The organism is Modestobacter caceresii, assembly GCF_000761485.1.
Classification (GTDB): Bacteria; Actinomycetota; Actinomycetes; order Mycobacteriales; family Geodermatophilaceae; genus Modestobacter; species Modestobacter caceresii.
The window spans coordinates 1-17,935 of the sequence record NZ_JPMX01000022.1 but is presented as its reverse complement, the minus strand read 5'-3'; the positions used below and the strand labels follow the sequence as shown (position 1 = coordinate 17,935).

Below are 17,935 nucleotides of genomic sequence, written 5' to 3'. Positions count from 1 at the left end.
GCATCATCAGCGGTTCCCCAGTTCCACAGCGGTGTTGTCGATGAGTCGGGTGCTGCCGGCGCGAGCGGCGACCAGCAGCCGGGCGGGGCCGGCGGCGGGTGCCGGTCCGAGGTCTGGATCGGTCAGTTCCAGGTAGTCCTGGAGCAGGTCGGGCGCCTCGGCGAGGACCGCGCGGGCCGTGGCCAGGACCGCGTCGGTGCCCTGCGGCCCCGCCTGGGCGCCGGCACGCAGTGCTGCGGACAACGCCGCAGCGGCCCGGCGCTGTTCCGGGGACAGGTAGCGGTTGCGGGAGGACAGCGCCATGCCGTCGTCCTCGCGGACCGTCGGGACGCCGACCACCTGCACCCCCAGCGCCAGTTCACGGGCCATCGCCCGGATCAGCGTCAGCTGCTGGTAGTCCTTCTCGCCGAAGACGGCGACGTCCGGGCGGACCAGGCCGAAGAGCTTCGCGACCACGGTCAGCACGCCGGCGAAGTGCCCGGGGCGGACGGCGCCCTCCAGCACCTCCCCCAGCGGCCCGGCCTGCACGGTGACCCCCAGCGCGCCGGGTGGGTACACCTCGTCGACCGGCGGGTGGAACACCAGGTCGGCGCCCTCCTCGGCGAGCGCGGCCAGGTCGGCGTCCCAGGTGCGGGGGTAGCGGTCGAAGTCCTCACCGGGGCCGAACTGGGTCGGGTTGACGAACACCGAGACGACGACGCTGCCGCCGAGCTCACGGGCGGCGCGGACCAGCGTGCGGTGCCCCTCGTGCAGGGCGCCCATCGTGGGCACCAGCACGACCGGCCCGGGCAGCTCGGCGCGCAGCCGGCGCAGCTCGGCGGTGGTCTCGGCGACCACCGGCGACCGGAGGGACGTGCTCATCGCGCCGCCTCCTGGGCCGAGTCGAGCAGCTCCAGCAGCGGCGCGCCCTCGTGCCGCCGGAGCCGGCCGGCGGCCAGCGCGCGTTCGGTGGTGCGCCGGGCCAGCGCCACGTAGGCGTCGACCGCCGCCGGCGCGCGCTCGGCCAGCGTGTCCAGGTGCGCGGCCACCGTGCCGACGTCGCCGCGGCTGACCGGGCCGGTGAGCCCGCGGTCGCCGCGGCGCAGCCCGTTGTCCAGCGCGGCGGTCAGCAGCGGCGTGAGCACCCGGGCCGGCTCGTGGACACCGGCGGCCCGGAGCAGGTCGGCGGCCTCGGCGACCAGCGTGACCAGGTGGTTCGCGCCGGTGACCAGCGCCGCGTGGTAGAGCCCGCGGTCGGCCTCGTCGATCCAGAAGGGCTCGCCGCCCATCTCCAGCACCAGGGTCTCGGCGACCGGGCGGTGCTCGGAGCGGCTGGTCACCCCGAACGGCGCGGCCGCCAGCCGGGCGGCGTCCTCGGGGGCGCCGGAGAAGGTCATCGCCGGGTGCAGCGCCAGGGTCAGGACGCCACAACGCTCGGCCGGGAGCAGCACGGCCAGGCCGTGCGCGCCGGAGGTGTGGAAGAGCAGCTGGCCGCGCCGCCAGGCGCCGGTCTCTGCGAGGCCGGCGACCAGGCCGGCGAGGGTGTCGTCGGGGACCGCGAGCACCACCAGGTCACTGGCGGCGACGACCTCGTCGGCGGGCAGCAGCGGGACGCCGGGCAGCAGGCGGGCCGCGCGTTCGGCGGAGGCGGCGGACACCCCGGAGGCGGCGACCACCTCGTGGCCGGCGGTGGAGAGCGCGGCGCCGAGCACGGCGCCGACCCGGCCGGCGCCGACGATCCCGACCCGGAGGCGGGCGGGCGCCTCGGTCGCGGCGGGCAGACCCGCAGGCAGGACAGCAGGGCGCGCGGGGTTCGCGCGGGGACGGACGGACATCCCGGTGCACCTCTCGTTCCAGTCCCTCGCGGGTACCGGACTCAGGTCGCGTCGTCCCACGTCGTCGTGGGCCGTGTGGGTGGCGCGTGGAGCGGTGGATCGCGGCGGGCCGTCTGCTGCAACCACCCCGGAGGACGTGTCACGCAGGAGTACCGCCAGCAACGAGTCTGTCATCCACAGCCTCCCGGGCAACGCCGGCGAGGTGTGTCCTGACTCACCCGGGCGACCTCCGGGGCCGGATCTGCCCGTGATTGGGTGGGTCGGCCGGCAGCGGAGCCGGCACTGGTGAGCAGGAGGAGCACGGTGAGCAGCTTCGAAGGACGCACTGCCCTGGTGACGGGCGCGAGCCGGGGCATCGGCCTGGCGATCGCACAGAGCCTGGTGGAGCGAGGCGCCCGGGTGGTGGTCACCGCGCGCAAGCCCGACGCGCTCGCCGAGGCGGTGGAGGCGCTCGGCGGCCCGGAGAAGGCGGTCGCCGTGGCGGGGAACGTCGGCGACCCGGAGCACCGCGCCGAGGCCGTCCGCACCGCGATCGACACGTTCGGCAGCCTGGACGTGCTGGTCGGCAACGTCGGCATCAACCCGGTGTTCGGCCCGCTGATGGACGCCCCGCTGGACGCCTTCCGCAAGATCCTGGACACCAACGTCGTCGCCAGCCTCGGCCTGGTCCAGGAGGCCTGGAAGGCGTGGATGTCCGAGCACGGCGGCTCGGTGCTGATCGTGGCGTCGGTCGCCGGGCTGAAGTCCAGCGAGGGGATCGCCGCCTACGGCGTCAGCAAGGCCGCGCTGATCAACCTGACCACGCAGCTGGCCGTGGAGATGGGCCCGAAGGTGCGGGTCAACGCCGTCGCCCCGGCCGTGGTGAAGACCCGGTTCGCCGAGGCGTTGTTCACCGGCCGCGAGGACGAGCTGGGTGGCCAGTACCCGGTCGGCCGGCTCGGCGTGCCCGAGGACATCGGTGAGGCGGCCGCCTACCTGCTCAGCGACCAGGCCGGCTGGGTCACCGGTCAGACGCTGGTGCTCGACGGCGGCGCACTGTCCCGCGGCCCGATCTAGCGGCCGAGCACCCGGGCGAGGACGTCGTCGCCGGCGTCCTCGCCCTCGTCGCGGTAGCGGCGCCGCCGGGACCGGCCGCCACTGGGTGCGGGGACCCCGCTCCCGGCCAGGATCTGCTCCAGCCGGGCGTGCCCCTGCGCCGGGGGCGCCGCCGGGGGCACCGGGTCCGCGGTCGGGGCGTCCGACCAGCTCCCGGGCAGCGCGTCGTCCGTCGGGGCCGGCTCGGCCGGCGGCTCCCACGACGCCCACGGCGGGAGGTCCGCGGCCGGCGTGCCCGGTACGGGGGTCACGGCCGCGGCTGCCCCGCCCGACCAGCCGGCGCTCGTGGCCAGGTGCTCCTCCGGGGCGGCGTGGCTGCGCCGGCGGCCGGTCGAGGGGGCGACAGCCTCCTCGTCGGGCTCTGCGGTCCGGCGGTGACGACGCCGCGGCGGCTCCACCGGCTCCGCCATCGCGGCCACGACGTCGGACACGCGGAGCGCCGGCTCGGGCAGCGGCGGCCGGGAGGGCATCGGCACCACCGGCAGTTCAGCGGGAGCCCGGCCGGCTGCGCCGAGCAGCGCCTCGTCCTCCAGCCACGCCAGCGGCGACCTCGGGCTCGGCTCGACCCACGGCTCAGGCACCGCGTCCTCGAGCACCGCCCTCTCCAGCACGGCCTCCTCGACCAGCCACTCCAGCGGCGAGGGCGGCCGGTCCCGGGAGGGCTGCTCCCCGGCCGGCGCGGACGGAGCGGCCTCGGCGACCGGCGGGCGTGCCGTGCTGGACTCCGACGCGGGCTCGTCGCGGGGTTCGGCGGCGGCCGTCGGGAGGGCCCGGCCGGCCTCGCTGCGGGGGTCCCGCCCGGCCGGGGACGACATCCACCCGGAGGACTCCCACACCGGCGGCGCGCCCGCCACCGTGCGGCCGACGTCGGCGGGCTGCGCCGCACCCCGGACGGACTGCGCCCGCATCACCATGCGCTCGATCAGCAGCTCGCCGGACAGCTGCTCGGTCAGCTCGCTGCGCATCCGGCCGAGGTCGCTGCGCAGCTCGCCCAGCCCGGCCAGCTCGGCGCGCAGCTCGCTCAGGGCGGTCAGCTCACCGCGCAGCTCGGTCAGGGCGGTGAGCTCGGTGCGCAGTCGACCGAGCTGGTCATGCGTGGCCTGCTCGGCCTCGCGCCGGAGGCGGTTCTCCAGCTCGGCCTCGTGCTCGTGCCGGGCGGCGACCTCCCGCGCCAGCTCCACGTCGTAGGCGTGCCGGAGCTCGGCCTCCCGGGCGGCTGCGGCCACCTGGTCGGCGCGCCGACTGCCGGCGAGGAAGGCGGCGATCACGAAGGCCCAGCAGACGGCGAGCAGCGCCACGCGCAGGTGCAGTGGGTCCTCGGTCAGGAAGACCGCGGCCGTGGCCGGCACGGCCAGCACGAGCGCGGCCCCCAGCCAGACCCGCTGCGCTGGTAGCCCGGCCGACGGTGCCACCGGAACCGTGACCCTCCGGGGTGGCGCGGGCGGGAGGGGATGCGCGGCGGGGACTCCGTCGTCGCGGCGACCTCCCATGTCCGCAGCGTACGGGCGGCCGCCGCCGGCACCGGTCAACTCCGCTGTGTACGCGCCAAGTGTCTCTCCGCACAGCCCCGGGTCGGGGCCACTGACCCGAGACGCGCACGTCGCGCCGAGGGAATGATCGTGCACGACGCGATGTGTTTCGATGGTGCCCGCGCTGTGGCCCCCGTGGGGGCAGCACCGGTCGAACGTGCCGCAACCGCCAGTCGATCGAGGAGAGCCGGTGGCCACACCCACCTCCGTGACGCCAGCGGACACCGAGAGCAGCGCACCGCCCACCCACGACCGTCGACTCCGGCCCAGTGCACACCAGCCGCAGGGAGGACCCCGATGATCCGTTTCGACGCGGTGTCCAAGGCGTACCCCGACGGGACCGTCGCGGTCGACGAACTCAGCCTCACCGCCCCCTCGGGCCAGATCACCGTGCTCGTCGGGCCGTCCGGCTGCGGCAAGACGACCAGCCTGCGGATGGTCAACCGGATGGTCGAGCCGACCTCCGGCACGATCACGATCGACGACCGCGACGTCACCTCCGTGTCCGCCACCGACCTGCGCCGGGGCATCGGGTACGTCATCCAGCACGCCGGGCTCTTCCCCCACCGCACCGTCGTGGACAACGTGGCCACCGTCCCGCTGCTCACCGGGACCGGCCGTCGGCAGGCGCGCCGCCGGGCGATCGAGCTGATGGAGCTGGTCGGACTGCCGGCCTCCTTCGCCGACCGCTATCCCGCCCAGCTCTCCGGCGGTCAGCAGCAGCGGGTGGGCGTGGCCCGGGCGTTGGCCGCCGACCCGCCGGTCATGCTGATGGACGAGCCGTTCAGCGCCGTCGACCCGGTCGTCCGCGACCAGCTGCAGCAGGAGTTCCTGAGGCTGCAGGGCGAGCTGGGCAAGACGATCCTGTTCGTCACCCACGACATCGACGAGGCGATCACGCTCGGCGACCGGGTCGCCGTCCTGGCCGTGGGCGGGAGACTGGCCCAGGTGGCCGCCCCCGCCGACCTGCTGGCCACTCCCGCGGATCCCTTCGTGGCCGAGTTCGTGGGTCGTGACCGCGGTTACCGAGCGCTGGGCTTCATCTCCGCCGAGGTGGCCGTGGCGACCGAGCCCACCGTGGCGCTCGGCGCACCGGTGGCCCGGGCGCACGACGTCGCCGTCGACGACTGGGTGCTCGTGGTGGACGACGGGCAGCTCCCCCAGGGCTGGCTGCACCTCCGGGCCCATCCCGACGGCGGGCCCGGGCCCGCGCCGGGCGATCCCGTCACCCCGGACCTGCTGAACCTGGGCGGCACCCTCTCCGCGCTCGGCGGCACCCTGCGCGAAGCACTGGACGCCGCGCTCTCCTCGCCCAGCGGTCGCGGTGTGGTGGTGGACGAGGACGGGCGGCTCATCGGCTCGGTCCGGGCCGGCACCGTGCTGGAACACCTGCACGCCGCCACCGCGGACCCCTCCGCCCAGGTCAGGCCATGAGCTCGGCCGCCGGCTCGGCGCCCTGGGACCTGTTCGGCTACTTCGCCGACCACCGGGCCGAGGTGCTGGACCTGCTGTGGGCGCACACCTGGCTGTCGGTCCTGCCCGTGGTCATCGGCCTGCTGGTGGCCCTCCCGATCGGCTGGCTGGCCCGCCGGTACCGGTGGGCCTACCCACCGGTCGTCTCGGTGTCCGGCCTCCTCTACACGATCCCGTCGCTGGCGTTGTTCGTCGTCATGCCGACCCTGCTGGGCACGCAGATCCTCGACCCGCTCAACGTGGTCGCCGCATTGACGCTCTACACCGTCGCGCTGCTGGTGCGGGTGGTCGCCGACGGCCTGGCCGCCGTCCCCGAGGACGCCGTGCAGGCGGCCACCGCGATGGGCTTCACCCGGCTGCAGCGGCTGCGGACCGTGGAGCTCCCGCTGGCCGTCCCGGTCATCGCCGCGGGCCTGCGGGTGGCCATGGTGGCCAACGTCAGCCTGGTCGCCATCGCGGCGACCATCGGGATCCCCCAGCTCGGCCAGCTGTTCATCACCGGGTTCCAGCTGTCGGTGACCGGCCCCTACTACCCGCCGATCGTGCTGGGCATCGTCCTGTCCGTGGCGCTGGCGCTGCTGCTCGACCGGTCGATCGTCCTCGGTGCCCGGCTCATCACCCCGTGGCAGCGGGTCTCGGCGGCCCGATGAACGACGTGCTCCTGTGGCTCAACGACCCGCAGAACTGGACCGGTACCCGGGTCACGCCCGGCATCGTCGAGCAGGCCTCCGCGCACCTGGCGTACACCGCGATCGCCCTGTCGATCGCCGGGGTGATCGCCTTCCCGCTGGGGCTCGTCCTCGGCCACACCGGCCGGGCGTCCTGGCTGGTCTCGGTGGCCAACGGGCTGCGGGCGCTGCCGACGGTCGGCCTGCTGATCCTCCTGTACGTGATGGTGTCGCCGTTGATCAGCGGCCGCGGGGACGCCGTCTACCTGGTGCCCACGGAGATCGCCCTGGTCCTGCTGGCCCTGCCGGCGATCCTGGCCAACACCTACGCCGGGGTGCGCAACGTGTCACCGGACGCCCGCGATGCGGCCCGCGGCATGGGCATGACCGGCCGGCAGGTGCTGTTCCGCGTGGAGCTGCCCAACGCGCTCCCGTTGGTGTTCTCCGGCCTGCGGAGCGCCGCACTGCAGGTCATCGCCACCGCGACGATCGCGGCCTACGTCGGGCTCGGCGGCCTGGGCCGCTACGTGTACGACGGGCTGGCCAGCCGGGACTTCGGCCAGATGGCCGGCGGCGCGGTCCTGGTCGCCGCGCTGGCCCTGCTGGTCGACCTGGCGCTCTCGCTGCTGCAGCGCGCGACCGTCTCACGCGGCGTCTCCGGCCGGTTCTCCCGCCGGTCGACCCGGGACAGCCGCAGCGCGGCGGTGACCGTGGTGCGGCCCGAGCCACCGCGCGGCGGGCCCGACGGTGGGCCGCGCCCCGGGCAGGCGACCACACCGGCGGCTGCCCTGACCCCCTCCGGCGAACACCCCTCGGGGTGACCCGGTCCCCTTCCACGGGTGGCACCCGCCACCCGGCACCCAGTGACCCGGCGCGCCGCGCCGCGACCGACCCCAGGAGAGACCACATGAACCGCAGGATCGCCACGGCGCTGACCGGCGGGACCGCCCTGCTCACGGCACTGACCGCGTGCGGAGAGTCCGGCAGCAGCAGTGCCGGAGGGGGCGAGAGCACCCCCGCCGGGGGCGGCGACACCATCGCCGCCGAGCTGGTCCTCGGCGGGCCGCCGGAGTTCCAGACCCGACCCGACGGCGTCCCCGGCCTGGAGGAGGTCTACGGCGTCTCCTTCGGTGAGTTCCGCAGCCTGGACGCCGGCGGCCCCCTCACCATCAACGCGCTGGCCAACGGCCAGATCGACGCAGCCGACGTCTTCACCACCGACCCGAACATCGCGGCCAACGACTGGGTGGTCCTGGAGGACCCGGAGAACCTGTTCGCCGCGCAGAACGTGGTCCCGCTGATCAGCACCGAGGAGGCCACCGACGGCGTCGGGGCCGTGCTGAACGCGGTGTCCGCGGAGCTCACCACCGAGGACCTCATCTCGCTCAACGAGCAGGTGATCATCGACCGGCAGGACCCGGCCGCGGTCGCCGGGCAGTGGCTGGCCGAGCAGGGTCTGGACGCGACGGGCACGCAGGCCGCCGGGGCGGACCTCACCATCGGGTCGGCCAACTTCCCGGAGAACATCACCCTGGCCAACATCTACGCGCAGGCGCTGCAGGCCCAGGGCGCGACGGTCCAGACCCAGCTCAACATCGGCAGCCGGGAGGTCTACATGCCCGGCCTGCAGGACGGGTCGATCGACCTGATCCCGGAGTACACCGGCGTGCTGCTGGAGTACTTCGACGAGGAGGCGACCGCGGTGAGCTCCGAGGACGTCTACGCCGCGCTCCCCGAGGCCCTGCCCGAGAACCTGACCGTGCTCGAGCAGTCGGAGGCGGAGGACAAGGACGCCATCGTCGTGACCCGGGAGACCGCGGAGGAGTACGGCCTCACCTCGATCGCCGACCTGGCCGAGCAGCCCTGACCCACGGCGGTCCGGCCGGGCCGGTCCTCCCTGCCCGGCCGGACCGCCTCAGGCCCGGGCGGTGGGTGCCGCGTCGTCGTCCTCGCCGGGCGGGATCTTGCAGACGTGCTCCAGCCACAGCGCCGCAGCGGTGAGCCCGGCGGCGAACACGACGCCGAGGACCCCGGTGACGGTGTCGGCGGTGGCCGCGGACAGCCGGCCCAGCAGCGGCACCGTGTGCAGCAGCAGCCCCGCCCAGCAGCCGGTGAGCACCGCGCCGACGTAGGCGCTGGCCTGGGCGAGCACCGCCACCCGGGCCACCAGCATCGGCTCGACCGGCCGGGTGGCACCCGGGGTCCGCCCCGGCGACGGACGGCGGTCGCGCTGCGCGGACAGCCGGGCCGCCAGCGCCCGGGCGCCGAGCAGCTCGGCGACGGCCAGCACGCCGAGCGGCACCGGCAGCCACCACTGCAGCTCCGGCAGCGAGCCGTAGCCGGCCCGGACCAGCAGCCAGCTGGCCAGCGCCAGCCCGGCCGCGAGGGCCAGCAGGTCCCGGCGACGGACCGAGGTCATGCCAGCTGCTCCCAGCGGACGACCGCGGCCACCTCGTCGGCCGGGAGCGCCGCCACCAGGTCGGCGACCCGGCCGTGCCCGGGCAGGGCCGCCGTGGGGTCCAGCGCCAGCCAGGGGACGAGCACGAAGGCCCGCTCCGCGGCCCGCGGGTGCGGCAGGGTCAGCACCGGGTCGGCGGAGACCACCGGCGTCCCGTCGTCGGCGGTGACCGTGACGACGTCGACGTCCAGCGTCCGGGCGCCCCAGCGGACCTCCCGCGTGCGCCCGGCGGCCTGCTCGAGCTCCTGCGCCAGGGCGAGCCAGCCGGCGGCGTCCCGCTCACCCCGGACGACGGCGACCGCGTTGAGGTACGGCGGCTGCTCGACCGGCCCCCACGGCGGCGTCTCGTACAGCGTCGACCGGGCCACCAGGCCGTGCTCCTTGAGCGCCACCAGCGCGCGTCGCAGCGTGCCGGCCCGGTCGCCGAGGTTCCCGCCGAGGGAGAGGACCGCCCGGCTCATGAGCGGGTGCGGCGGATCGCCACGGTCACGTCGTCGGCCGGCACGCCCAGGTCGACCTCGGGCTTGTGCACGGTGATCTCCACCGCGTCGACCACCGGGTAGGCAAGGCACAGGTCGGCCAGCCGCTGGGCCAGCGTCTCCAGCAGGTCGACCGGCTCGCCGACGAGCACGGCGTGCAGCTGCTGGGCCAGCTCGCCGTAGTGGACGGTCTTGGTCAGGTCGTCGTCCGCCGCGGCCGGGGCGGTGTCCAGCTCGAGGACCGCGTCGACCCGGAAGGTCTGGCCGTGCTCGCGCTCGGGGGGGTACACGCCGTGGAAGCCGTGCCCGGTGAGGCCGTGCACGGTGATCCGGTCAGCCACGTGCTCCTCCTGCGCCGGCGGCCGCGCGCACGGCGGCCAGGGTGGCGATCGCGTCCAGCGACTGCACCGGGTCGTGCACCCGCACACCCCAGGCGCCGGCCTGCGCGGCCAGCACCGAGATCGCCAGGGTCGCCGCCTCCCGGCCCTCGACCGGCCGCAGCTCCCCGCCGGGCCCGGCCAGCAGTCGGCCCAGGAAGGTCTTGCGCGAGGCGCCGACCAGCACCGGGAGCCCGAGGGCGACCAGCCGGTCCAGCCCGGCCAGCAGCGCCCAGTTGTGCTCGGCGTTCTTGGCGAACCCCAGCCCCGGGTCGAGCACCAGCTGGGCGGGGTCGACGCCGGCGGCCACGACGTCCTCGACCCGGGCGGTCAGTTCCGCGCCGACCTCGGTGACCACGTCGCCGTAGCGCGCGGCCGCGTACATCTCCCGGCTGTGCCCGCGCCAGTGCATCAGCACCCAGGGCACCCCGGTCTCGGCCACCAGCCGGGCCATGCCCTCGTCGGCCAGGCCCCCGCTGACGTCGTTGACCAGCACCGCCCCGGCCTCCAGGGCCGCGGCGGCGACCTCCGCGCGAGTGGTGTCCACGCTGACCCGCACGCCGGCGTCGGCCAGCTCCCGGACCACCGGCACCCCCCGCCGGCACTCCTCGGCCGCGTCCACCCGGTCCGCGCCCGGCCGCGTCGACTCACCGCCGACGTCGACGTAGTCCGCCCCGGCGGCGTGCATCTCCAGCCCGTGGGTGATGGCGGCGCCCGCGTCGGCGTAGCAGCCGCCGTCGGAGAAGGAGTCCGGCGTGACGTTGAGGACGCCCATGACCAGGCACCGCCCCGGCCGCGGCAGGGAGCTGCTCACCTGCCCAGGATGAGGCTCATCGCCTCGCTGCGGGTGGCCGGGCTCTCCCGGAAGATGCCGCGCACCGCCGAGGTGATCGTGGTGGCGCCGGGCTTGCGGACGCCCCGCATCGCCATGCACAGGTGCTCGGCCTCGACCACGACGATGACGCCCTGGGGCTTGAGCACCTCGAACAGCGAGTCGGCGACCTGCCGGGTCATCCGCTCCTGCACCTGCGGCCGCCGGGCGTAGACCTCCACCAGGCGGGCCAGCTTAGACAGCCCGGTGACCCGCCCGTCGGCGCCGGGGATGTACCCGACGTGCGCCCGACCGTGGAAGGGCACCAGGTGGTGCTCGCAGGTCGAGTACATCGGGATGTCCTTGACCAGGACCAGCTCGTCGTGGTCCTCGTCGAACGTCGTCGCCAGGACGTCGTAGGGGTCCTGGCTCAGGCCGGCGAAGGTCTCCCCGTACGCCCGGGCGACCCGCGCCGGGGTGTCGACCAGGCCGGGCCGATCCGGGTCCTCCCCGATCGCCAGCAGGATCTCCCGGACGGCGGTCTCGATCCGGGCTGCGTCGACCCGCCCCTCGGCCAGGTCGGCCACCGGGTCGCCGGTCCCCGGGTCCTGACCGAGGCCGTCGACCGGCCCCCGACGGGCGTCGCCCCGACCGTCCGCGGCTCCCCCGAGTGACGCTCCCCCGAGTGCGTTGCTCACCGGCCCTGGGCCGGTGCGCCGACGTCGCCGACCGGCGCCTGCGTAGCGCCGTTGGCCGAGCCGTGCACCGCCCCGTTGGCCGCGGCGACCTCGGCCGGGGTCAGCACCGGCGGACGCTCCGAGGGGGTGCGCTTGCCGAAGCCGTTGTAGGGCGCCATCGACGGGCGCTTGACCACCCCGGCACAGATCCGGTCCATGTCCTCGCGGGACAGGGTCTCCCGCTCGAGCAGCTCCAGCACCAGGCGGTCCAGGACGTCGCGGTACTCGACCAGGATCTCCCACGCCTCGTCGTGCGCGGCCTCGATCAGCGCGCGCACCTCGCCGTCGATGTCGGCGGCGACGGCGTCGGAGTAGTCCGGCCGCGAGCCCATGTCCCGGCCCAGGAACGGCTCGGAGTCGGTGCTGCCGTACTTGACCGCGCCGAGCTTCGCGCTCATCCCGTACTGGGTGACCATCGACTTGGCCAGCGAGGTGGCCTTCTCGATGTCGTTGCCGGCGCCGGTGGTGGGCTCGTGGAAGACCAGCTCCTCGGCCGCCCGGCCGCCCAGCGCGTAGGCCAGCGTGTCGATCATCTCCGAGCGGGTCTGGGTGTACCGGTCCTCGGTGGGCAGCACGAGGGTGTGGCCCAGCGAGCGGCCGCGCGGCAGGATCGTCACCTTGTGCACCGGGTCGGTGTTCGGCAGTGCGTGCGCCACCAGGGCGTGGCCGCCCTCGTGGTACGCGGTGACCTTCTTCTCCTTCTCGCTCATCGCCCGGGTCTTGCGCTCCGGACCGGCGAGCACGCGGTCGATCGCCTCCTCGAGGGTGGCGTCGGTGATGATCGTGCCGTCCTGGCGGGCGGTGAGCAGGGCGGCCTCGTTGAGCACGTTGGCCAGGTCGGCCCCGGTGAAGCCGGGCGTCCGCCGGGCCACGGTCTCCAGGTCGACGTCGTCGGCCAGCGGCTTCCCGGTGGCGTGCACCTTGAGCACCGCCGTCCGGCCCTGCAGGTCGGGGCGGTCGACCGGGATCTGCCGGTCGAACCGGCCGGGGCGCAGCAGCGCGGGGTCCAGGACGTCCGGCCGGTTGGTGGCGGCGATCATGATGACCCCGCCCTTGACGTCGAAGCCGTCCATCTCGACGAGCATCTGGTTCAGCGTCTGCTCGCGCTCGTCGTGCCCGCCGCCCATGCCGGCGCCGCGCTGCCGGCCGACGGCGTCGATCTCGTCGATGAAGATGATCGCCGGGGCGTTCTCCTTGGCCTGGGTGAACAGGTCGCGGACCCGGCTGGCGCCGACGCCGACGAACATCTCCACGAAGTCCGACCCGGAGATCGAGTAGAACGGCACGCCGGCCTCACCGGCGACGGCGCGGGCCAGCAGCGTCTTGCCGGTGCCGGGCGGGCCGAACAGCAGCACGCCCTTGGGGATCTTCGCGCCGATCGCCTGGTACTTGACCGGGTTCTGCAGGAAGTCCTTGATCTCGTGGAGCTCCTGGATCGCCTCGTCGGCGCCGGCGACGTCGCTGAACGTCGTCTTCGGGCTGTCCTTGCTGACGATCTTGGCCTTGGACTTGCCGAAGGCCATCACGCCCCGGCCGCCGCCCTGCATGGAGCTGAACAGCCAGAAGAGCAGCAGCAGGAGGAGCACGAAGGGCAGGAAGCTGACCAGGATGCTGACCAGCAGGTTGTCCTGGGAGACGTTGGTGTCGAAGTCGACGCCCTCGCCCTCACCCAGGCCGCTGACCAGGTCGAAGACGTCCTCCTCGGCGCCGACCGGGTAGAAGGCGGTGACCTGGTCACTGCCCTCGACCGGGTCGATCAGGTCGAGGTCGACCGTCTGCTCGCGGTCGTTGATGGTGGCGGAGTCGACGTTGCCCTCGGCGAACTGGGCGAGCGCCGTGGAGGTCGAGACCTCCTGGTACTCGGGGTCACCACGGAAGAAGCTGGAGCCGACGAAGGCCAGCAGGACGACGATGGCGATCCAGAACCAGACGCTCCGGAAGATCTTCTTGCGTTCCATACACCGTGGCCGGGCGCCGGGGTGAGCCCGACCTGCCCGTCGACCCTCCTGATCGTCGCTGGACGCCGCTCGCGACCCTGGGGGACGCCCCGCGCGGGGCGACGTCGTTGGTGCCGAAGGTACACCGCAGGACCTGTGTCCCTGCTGGGCAAGGAGGGGCTGGCCTCGCGGTTGTACCCCGTCAGGAGGAGTAGACCTCGGGCTTGAGCGTGGCGATGTAGGGCAGGTCGCGGTACCGCTCGGCGTAGTCGAGCCCGTAGCCGACGACGAACTCGTTGGGGATGTCGAAGCCGATGTAGCGCACCGGGACGTCGACCTTCACCGCGTCCGGCTTGCGCAGCAGCGTGCACACCTCCAGGGACGCCGGCCGCCGGCTGCCCAGGTTCTTCAGCAGCCAGGACAGCGTGAGCCCGGAGTCGATGATGTCCTCGAGCACCAGCACGTGCTTGTCGGCGATGTCGCGGTCCAGGTCCTTCAGGATCCGCACCACGCCGGAGGAGCTGGTGGCGCTGCCGTAGGAGGAGACCGCCATGAACTCCATCTGGGTCGGCAGCTGCAGCGCCCGGGCGAAGTCGGACATGAACAGCACCGCGCCCTTGAGGACGCCGACCAGCAGCACCTCGCGACCGGCGTAGTCGTGGGCGATCTGCGCGGCGAGCTCCGCGATCTTCCCCTGGATCTGCTCCTCGGAGAGCAGCACGTGGTCGATGTCCGGGCCGTAGCCGTGGTCCGGGCCCAACGGGCCGGCTGCGGGGATGGCGGGCTCGCTCACGACGGTCAGGGCTCCTCTGGGGGGACGGCATCAGGTGCAGCGGGGCGCGGACCGGTCCCGCGACCGGGAGGAGCGCCGAGCTGCACGGTCAGCCTGCCAGACGCACGCCGCACCCCCGCACCGCCGGGGAGGTCCGCCCGTCCCTGTCCCCTCCACCGGGCGAGGAGAGCGTCCACCGCCGACAGGTGCACGCCCTGCAGGTCGGGCACCCCCGCCCGGCGGAGCCAGGCGCGCAGCACCCGGCGCCGCAGCGCCGGAGGCAGGCCGGCCAGCGGGGCAGCGGGCAGGTCGCCGTCCGGCCCGATCAGCGCCGCGAGCTCGGTGTCGGCGAGCGCGTCGAGGGTGTCCAGGTCCTCCCGGGTCATCGCCGCGGTCCGGCCGAGGGCCGCCGCCACCCCGCCGCCGAGCACCTCCTCCAGCAGCGGCAGCACCTCGGTGCGCAGCCGGACGCGGGTGTAGGCGGGGTCGCTGTTCCACGGGTCGTCCCACACCGGCAGCTGCTGGGCCGTGCAGGCGGCCCGGGTCGTCTCCCGCCGGACGCCGAGCAACGGGCGCCAGAACGGCGGGCGGTGCTCGACCATGCCGGCGACCGAGCGGGGGCCGGAACCGCGGGCCAGCCCCAGCAGGACGGTCTCGGCCTGGTCGTCCAGCGTGTGGCCCAGGGCGATCGTCGCCCCGTGCTCCGCCGCCGCCCCGGCCAGCGCCGCTGCCCGGGCCGCCCGGGCTGCCCCCTCCGGCCCGCCCGCGTCGCCGACGTCGACCGTGAGCACCAGCACCGGGGAGAGCCCGACGGAACGGAGCAGGCCGGCGGTGCGCTCGGCCTGCTCGGCCGAGCCGGGCTGCAGTCCGTGGTCGACGGTGACCCCGCCGACCGGCCGGCCCGCGCGCGGCGCCTCGAAGGCCAGCGCGGCGGCCAGGGCCAGGGAGTCCGCTCCCCCACTGCAGGCGGCCAGCACCGGCCCCGTGCCGGCGGCGAGGCCCGGGCGCACCGCAGTGCGCAGCGCCGCGACGGCGGGGTCGGGTCCGGCCATCTGGGGGACCCGGATCAGGCCGGGAAGGCCGGCCGCGACTCCAGCACCCGCTGCACCCAGCGGGCGGGCTCGGTCAGCTCCTCCTTGTACGGCAGGTTCTCCGGCCCGGCCCAGACCTGGTTGAACCCGTCCATGCCGGCCAGCTCGACCACCCCGGCGACGAAGACCCGGCCGTCGGCGTACTGCTGCATCTTCTGCTCCAGGCCGAGCAGCCGGCGCAGCACCCGATCGATGGGGCCGCGGCCCTTGCGGCGCTGGGCGAAGCGCTTGCGCAGCGTGCGCACGGACGGGACGACGTCGGGGCCGACGCCGTCCATCACGAACTCGGCGTGCCCCTCCACCAGGCTCATCACCGCGGTGACCCGGTCGAGCACGGCGCGCTGCTCGGGGTCCCGGATCAGCGCCATCAGCCCCTGCGGGGCGTCGTCGTCGGCACCGGTGCCGCGGACGACGTCGGTGAGGCTGCGCAGCACGTCGCTGAGCCGCTCGCGCAGCACGTCGGGGGTGAGGTCGGTCGCCTCGGCGAAGGCGGCGATCTGCTCCTCGAGGTAGCCGCGCAACCAGGGGACGGCGGTGAACTGCAACTGGTGGGTGACCTCGTGCAGGCAGACCCACAGCCGGAAGTCGCTGGGGTCGACGCCGAGCCGGCGTTCGGTCTCGACGATGTTGGGCGCCACCAGCAACAGCCGGCCGCCGCTGCCGAAGACCTCGTACTGGCCCAGCACGCGGGTGCACAGGAAGGCCAGCACGCCACCGGCCTGCACGCCGGTCGCCCGGGAGCCGATCGCGGTGGCCAGCGGCCCCGGCGTCGTGCCCGACGCCGCCTGCAGCCCGTCGGCCAGCGGGTCCAGCAAGGCCGCCATGCCCGTGGTGTTCGAGTCGATCCAGCCCGGCCGGTCGACGACCGCCACGGTGGGCACCGGGCCGCCGGGGACTGGGCGCAGACCGGTCAGCTCCTCGACGTGCGCGACGGCGATCGCGGCAGCGCTGTGCAGCTCCGCGACGACGGCCGCCGCCTCCTCCCGGGTGGTCTCCGGGCCGGCGCCGGTCAGGCGACGGGCGGTGCGGCCGGCGAGGTCCCAGTCGACCAGTGACGAGGAGCGGCTCATCGCCTCACCTTACGCGGGGGCACCTCGCCCGGCCGCCGTCAGCGGCAGCCGCAGCCGGCCAGCGCGGCCGCCACGGCGTCCAGTGCGGTCTCGGTGGCCGCGATGCTCCCGGTGGCCCCGTCGGCGAGCACCGCGAACGCGAGCAGCCGACCGTCAGCGGTCTGCACCGTGCCGGCCAGGTCGTTGACGCCCAGCAGCGTGCCGGTCTTGGCCCGCACCGACCCCGGGCTGCCCGGGCCGGCCGCAGCGCGGTCGGTCAGGGTGCCGTCGTACCCGGCGACCGGCAGACCGGAGAGCAGCAGGTCGGCGTCGGGGATGCTGCCGTCGGCGGCGGCCTGGACGACGTCGACCAGCAGCCCGGCGGGCACCCGGTCGTCGCGGGAGAGGCCGCTGGCGTCGGAGAGGGCGAGCCCGGTCGTGTCCAACCCGACCTCGGCCAGCGCCGCGGCGATCGCCTGCCCGGCGCCGTCGAAGGTCGCCGGCAGTCCCCGGGCGATGGCGACGTGCCGGGCCAGCGACTCGGTCAGCAGGTTGTCCGAGGTGGTGAGCGCCTGCTCGACCAGCCGAGCGACGGGCGCGGACTCGACGCTGCCCAGCGTGCGGGCGCCAGCCGGCGCCGCACCGAGGCTGACCGCGGCACCCGGGGCGCCCAGAGCCGCGGCCAGGGCCGCTCCGGCGTCGGTGCCCGGGGACCCGCTGCGGGGGGTGTTGCCGGGGACCTGCCGGGCGCCGTCGACGGCGGTGGCGGTCACCGGGGCGGCGTAGGTCGACGGCGCGTCGTCCGGGCCCCAGCCCTGGGCGGTGAGCGGGCCGCTGAACAACGAGTTGTCGACGACGACGCTGGTGACCGGCTGGCCGCCGAGCGCCTGCTGGACCTGGGCGGCCAGGTCGGCGACGGTCGCCGCGCCCGGGTAGTCGACCGACGGGGCGGTCGTCGACAGGGTCGGGTCACCGCCGCCGACCAGGACGACCTCGCCGGGGGCGCTGCCGGCGACCACGGTCGTCGACAGGGTGTCGGTGGGCTCCAGGGTGGTGACCGCGGCGAGGGCGGTGAGGAGCTTGGCGGTGGAGGCCGGGGTGCTGGGGTCGGTCGCGTCGCGGTCGAAGAGCACCTGACCGGTGGCCACGTCGACCACCTGGGCGGAGAGGTCGCTGCCGAACACCGGGTCCGCGAGCAGTGGGGTCAGCACGGCCGCGAGCGCTGTCGGGTCGGGCACCGGGGCCTCCGCGGACAGCGGGGCGAGCACCGGGCTCGGGTCGGTGAGCTCGGGCAGGACGGCGTCCGGCACCTGCTCGGCGTCCTCGGCCACGGTGGAGTCGCCACCTCCGGTCAGGTCGAGGGCGAGCACCACACCCGCCGCGACCAGCACGACGGCGAGGACCGCGGCGGCCAGGACCTTCACCAGCCGGCCGCCCCCGCGACCGGGCTCTGCCCGCCGCCGACCCGAGGTGACAGCGGTGGCGCCCACGGCTGCGGGAGCAGCGGCAGTGCGCTCGGGGACGTCGCGGCGACCTGCCGCGCGCGCGGCCTGCGCCCGTTCCCGCTCGTCGCGCTCGGCCCGCTCCCCGGCGGCACGGTCGGCCTCAGCGCGGTCGGCCGCGGCCCTGCGCTCCGCCGCAGCGC

Annotated in this window: 18 protein-coding genes; 5 read left to right on the top strand and 13 right to left on the bottom strand. The window is 75.1% G+C overall.

All coding sequences use genetic code 11. The features are described 5' to 3' along the window. Nucleotides 1-6: 6 nt before the first annotated feature. Nucleotides 7-861 (bottom strand): pantoate--beta-alanine ligase, encoded by an 855-nt coding sequence (gene panC, locus IN07_RS06785; protein WP_036334590.1) that lies wholly within the window; start codon nt 859-861, stop codon nt 7-9. Continuing rightward, nucleotides 858-1,814, bottom strand: a complete 957-nt coding sequence (locus tag IN07_RS06780; protein WP_052090970.1) for a Rossmann-like and DUF2520 domain-containing protein — start codon at nt 1,812-1,814, stop codon at nt 858-860. The genes panC and IN07_RS06780 overlap by 4 nt, the downstream gene beginning before the upstream one ends. A gap of 303 nt (nt 1,815-2,117) precedes the next feature. Here IN07_RS06780 and IN07_RS06775 point away from each other — a divergent pair, with 303 nt between their 5' ends. Further along, entirely contained in the window at nt 2,118-2,870 is a 753-nt protein-coding gene (locus tag IN07_RS06775) for an SDR family oxidoreductase (RefSeq protein WP_036334588.1), read from the top strand. Here IN07_RS06775 and IN07_RS06770 read toward each other — a convergent pair. Further along, entirely contained in the window at nt 2,867-4,321 is a 1,455-nt protein-coding gene (locus IN07_RS06770) for a DUF6779 domain-containing protein (RefSeq protein ID WP_036334587.1), read from the bottom strand. The two genes, IN07_RS06775 and IN07_RS06770, sit on opposite strands and share 4 nt — an antisense overlap. Before the next feature lie 414 nt (nt 4,322-4,735). Here IN07_RS06770 and IN07_RS06765 point away from each other — a divergent pair, with 414 nt between their 5' ends. The 4 genes from IN07_RS06765 to IN07_RS25675 all read left to right on the top strand — a co-directional run bounded on the left by IN07_RS06765 (nt 4,736) and on the right by IN07_RS25675 (nt 8,446). Further along, nucleotides 4,736-5,872 (top strand): ABC transporter ATP-binding protein, encoded by a 1,137-nt coding sequence (locus tag IN07_RS06765; protein ID WP_036334586.1) that lies wholly within the window; start codon nt 4,736-4,738, stop codon nt 5,870-5,872. Continuing rightward, entirely contained in the window at nt 5,869-6,561 is a 693-nt protein-coding gene (locus tag IN07_RS06760) for an ABC transporter permease (RefSeq protein WP_081975241.1), read from the top strand. Before IN07_RS06765 ends, IN07_RS06760 begins: the two co-directional genes overlap by 4 nt. Further along, entirely contained in the window at nt 6,558-7,400 is an 843-nt protein-coding gene (locus tag IN07_RS06755; RefSeq protein WP_081975247.1) for an ABC transporter permease, read from the top strand. The genes IN07_RS06760 and IN07_RS06755 overlap by 4 nt, the downstream gene beginning before the upstream one ends. An 86-nt stretch (nt 7,401-7,486) precedes the next feature. After that, the gene (locus IN07_RS25675) at nt 7,487-8,446 is read left to right on the top strand and encodes a glycine betaine ABC transporter substrate-binding protein (RefSeq protein WP_052090968.1); all 960 of its coding nucleotides are present in this window, start codon (nt 7,487-7,489) and stop codon (nt 8,444-8,446) included. Nucleotides 8,447-8,494: 48 nt separating this feature from the next. Here IN07_RS25675 and IN07_RS06745 read toward each other — a convergent pair whose 3' ends face one another. The 10 genes from IN07_RS06745 to dacB all read right to left on the bottom strand — a co-directional run. Further along, the gene (locus IN07_RS06745; protein WP_036334584.1) at nt 8,495-8,998 is read right to left on the bottom strand and encodes a DUF3180 domain-containing protein; all 504 of its coding nucleotides are present in this window, start codon (nt 8,996-8,998) and stop codon (nt 8,495-8,497) included. After that, complete coding sequence (gene folK / locus IN07_RS06740; protein WP_036334582.1) at nt 8,995-9,498, bottom strand: 2-amino-4-hydroxy-6-hydroxymethyldihydropteridine diphosphokinase; 504 nt, start codon at nt 9,496-9,498, stop codon at nt 8,995-8,997. The genes IN07_RS06745 and folK overlap by 4 nt, the downstream gene beginning before the upstream one ends. Further along, nucleotides 9,495-9,857, bottom strand: coding sequence for a dihydroneopterin aldolase (gene folB / locus IN07_RS06735; protein WP_036334581.1), 363 nt, complete (start codon nt 9,855-9,857; stop codon nt 9,495-9,497). Before folB ends, folK begins: the two co-directional genes overlap by 4 nt. After that, the gene (gene folP / locus IN07_RS06730; RefSeq protein ID WP_036334580.1) at nt 9,850-10,707 is read right to left on the bottom strand and encodes a dihydropteroate synthase; all 858 of its coding nucleotides are present in this window, start codon (nt 10,705-10,707) and stop codon (nt 9,850-9,852) included. The genes folB and folP overlap by 8 nt, the downstream gene beginning before the upstream one ends. After that, nucleotides 10,704-11,402, bottom strand: coding sequence for a GTP cyclohydrolase I FolE (folE, locus tag IN07_RS06725; RefSeq protein ID WP_081975240.1), 699 nt, complete (start codon nt 11,400-11,402; stop codon nt 10,704-10,706). Before folE ends, folP begins: the two co-directional genes overlap by 4 nt. After that, nucleotides 11,399-13,399, bottom strand: a complete 2,001-nt coding sequence (ftsH, locus tag IN07_RS06720) for an ATP-dependent zinc metalloprotease FtsH (protein ID WP_036334578.1) — start codon at nt 13,397-13,399, stop codon at nt 11,399-11,401. Before ftsH ends, folE begins: the two co-directional genes overlap by 4 nt. A 181-nt stretch (nt 13,400-13,580) precedes the next feature. Further along, nucleotides 13,581-14,171, bottom strand: coding sequence for a hypoxanthine phosphoribosyltransferase (gene hpt / locus IN07_RS06715; protein ID WP_331253759.1), 591 nt, complete (start codon nt 14,169-14,171; stop codon nt 13,581-13,583). Nucleotides 14,172-14,176: 5 nt separating this feature from the next. Then, nucleotides 14,177-15,202 (bottom strand): tRNA lysidine(34) synthetase TilS, encoded by a 1,026-nt coding sequence (gene tilS, locus IN07_RS06710; RefSeq protein WP_036334577.1) that lies wholly within the window; start codon nt 15,200-15,202, stop codon nt 14,177-14,179. Between the two features lie 14 nt (nt 15,203-15,216). After that, nucleotides 15,217-16,311 (bottom strand): zinc-dependent metalloprotease, encoded by a 1,095-nt coding sequence (locus IN07_RS06705; RefSeq protein WP_197058383.1) that lies wholly within the window; start codon nt 16,309-16,311, stop codon nt 15,217-15,219. A 38-nt stretch (nt 16,312-16,349) separates the two neighbouring features. Next, nucleotides 16,350-17,935, bottom strand: a 1,586-nt coding sequence (gene dacB / locus IN07_RS06700) for a D-alanyl-D-alanine carboxypeptidase/D-alanyl-D-alanine endopeptidase (protein WP_331437122.1), incomplete at its 5' end; no start/stop codon positions are given.

Coding starts and splice junctions, on each gene's coding strand:
- panC (WP_036334590.1), bottom strand. CDS start 861: ATGAGCACGTCCCTCCGGTCGCCGGTGGTCGCCGAGACCACCGCCGAG.
- IN07_RS06780 (WP_052090970.1), bottom strand. CDS start 1,814: ATGTCCGTCCGTCCCCGCGCGAACCCCGCGCGCCCTGCTGTCCTGCCT.
- IN07_RS06765 (WP_036334586.1), top strand. CDS start 4,736: ATGATCCGTTTCGACGCGGTGTCCAAGGCGTACCCCGACGGGACCGTC.
- IN07_RS06760 (WP_081975241.1), top strand. CDS start 5,869: ATGAGCTCGGCCGCCGGCTCGGCGCCCTGGGACCTGTTCGGCTACTTC.
- IN07_RS06755 (WP_081975247.1), top strand. CDS start 6,558: ATGAACGACGTGCTCCTGTGGCTCAACGACCCGCAGAACTGGACCGGT.
- IN07_RS25675 (WP_052090968.1), top strand. CDS start 7,487: ATGAACCGCAGGATCGCCACGGCGCTGACCGGCGGGACCGCCCTGCTC.
- IN07_RS06745 (WP_036334584.1), bottom strand. CDS start 8,998: ATGACCTCGGTCCGTCGCCGGGACCTGCTGGCCCTCGCGGCCGGGCTG.
- folK (WP_036334582.1), bottom strand. CDS start 9,498: ATGAGCCGGGCGGTCCTCTCCCTCGGCGGGAACCTCGGCGACCGGGCC.
- ftsH (WP_036334578.1), bottom strand. CDS start 13,399: ATGGAACGCAAGAAGATCTTCCGGAGCGTCTGGTTCTGGATCGCCATC.
- tilS (WP_036334577.1), bottom strand. CDS start 15,202: ATGGCCGGACCCGACCCCGCCGTCGCGGCGCTGCGCACTGCGGTGCGC.
- IN07_RS06705 (WP_197058383.1), bottom strand. CDS start 16,311: ATGAGCCGCTCCTCGTCACTGGTCGACTGGGACCTCGCCGGCCGCACC.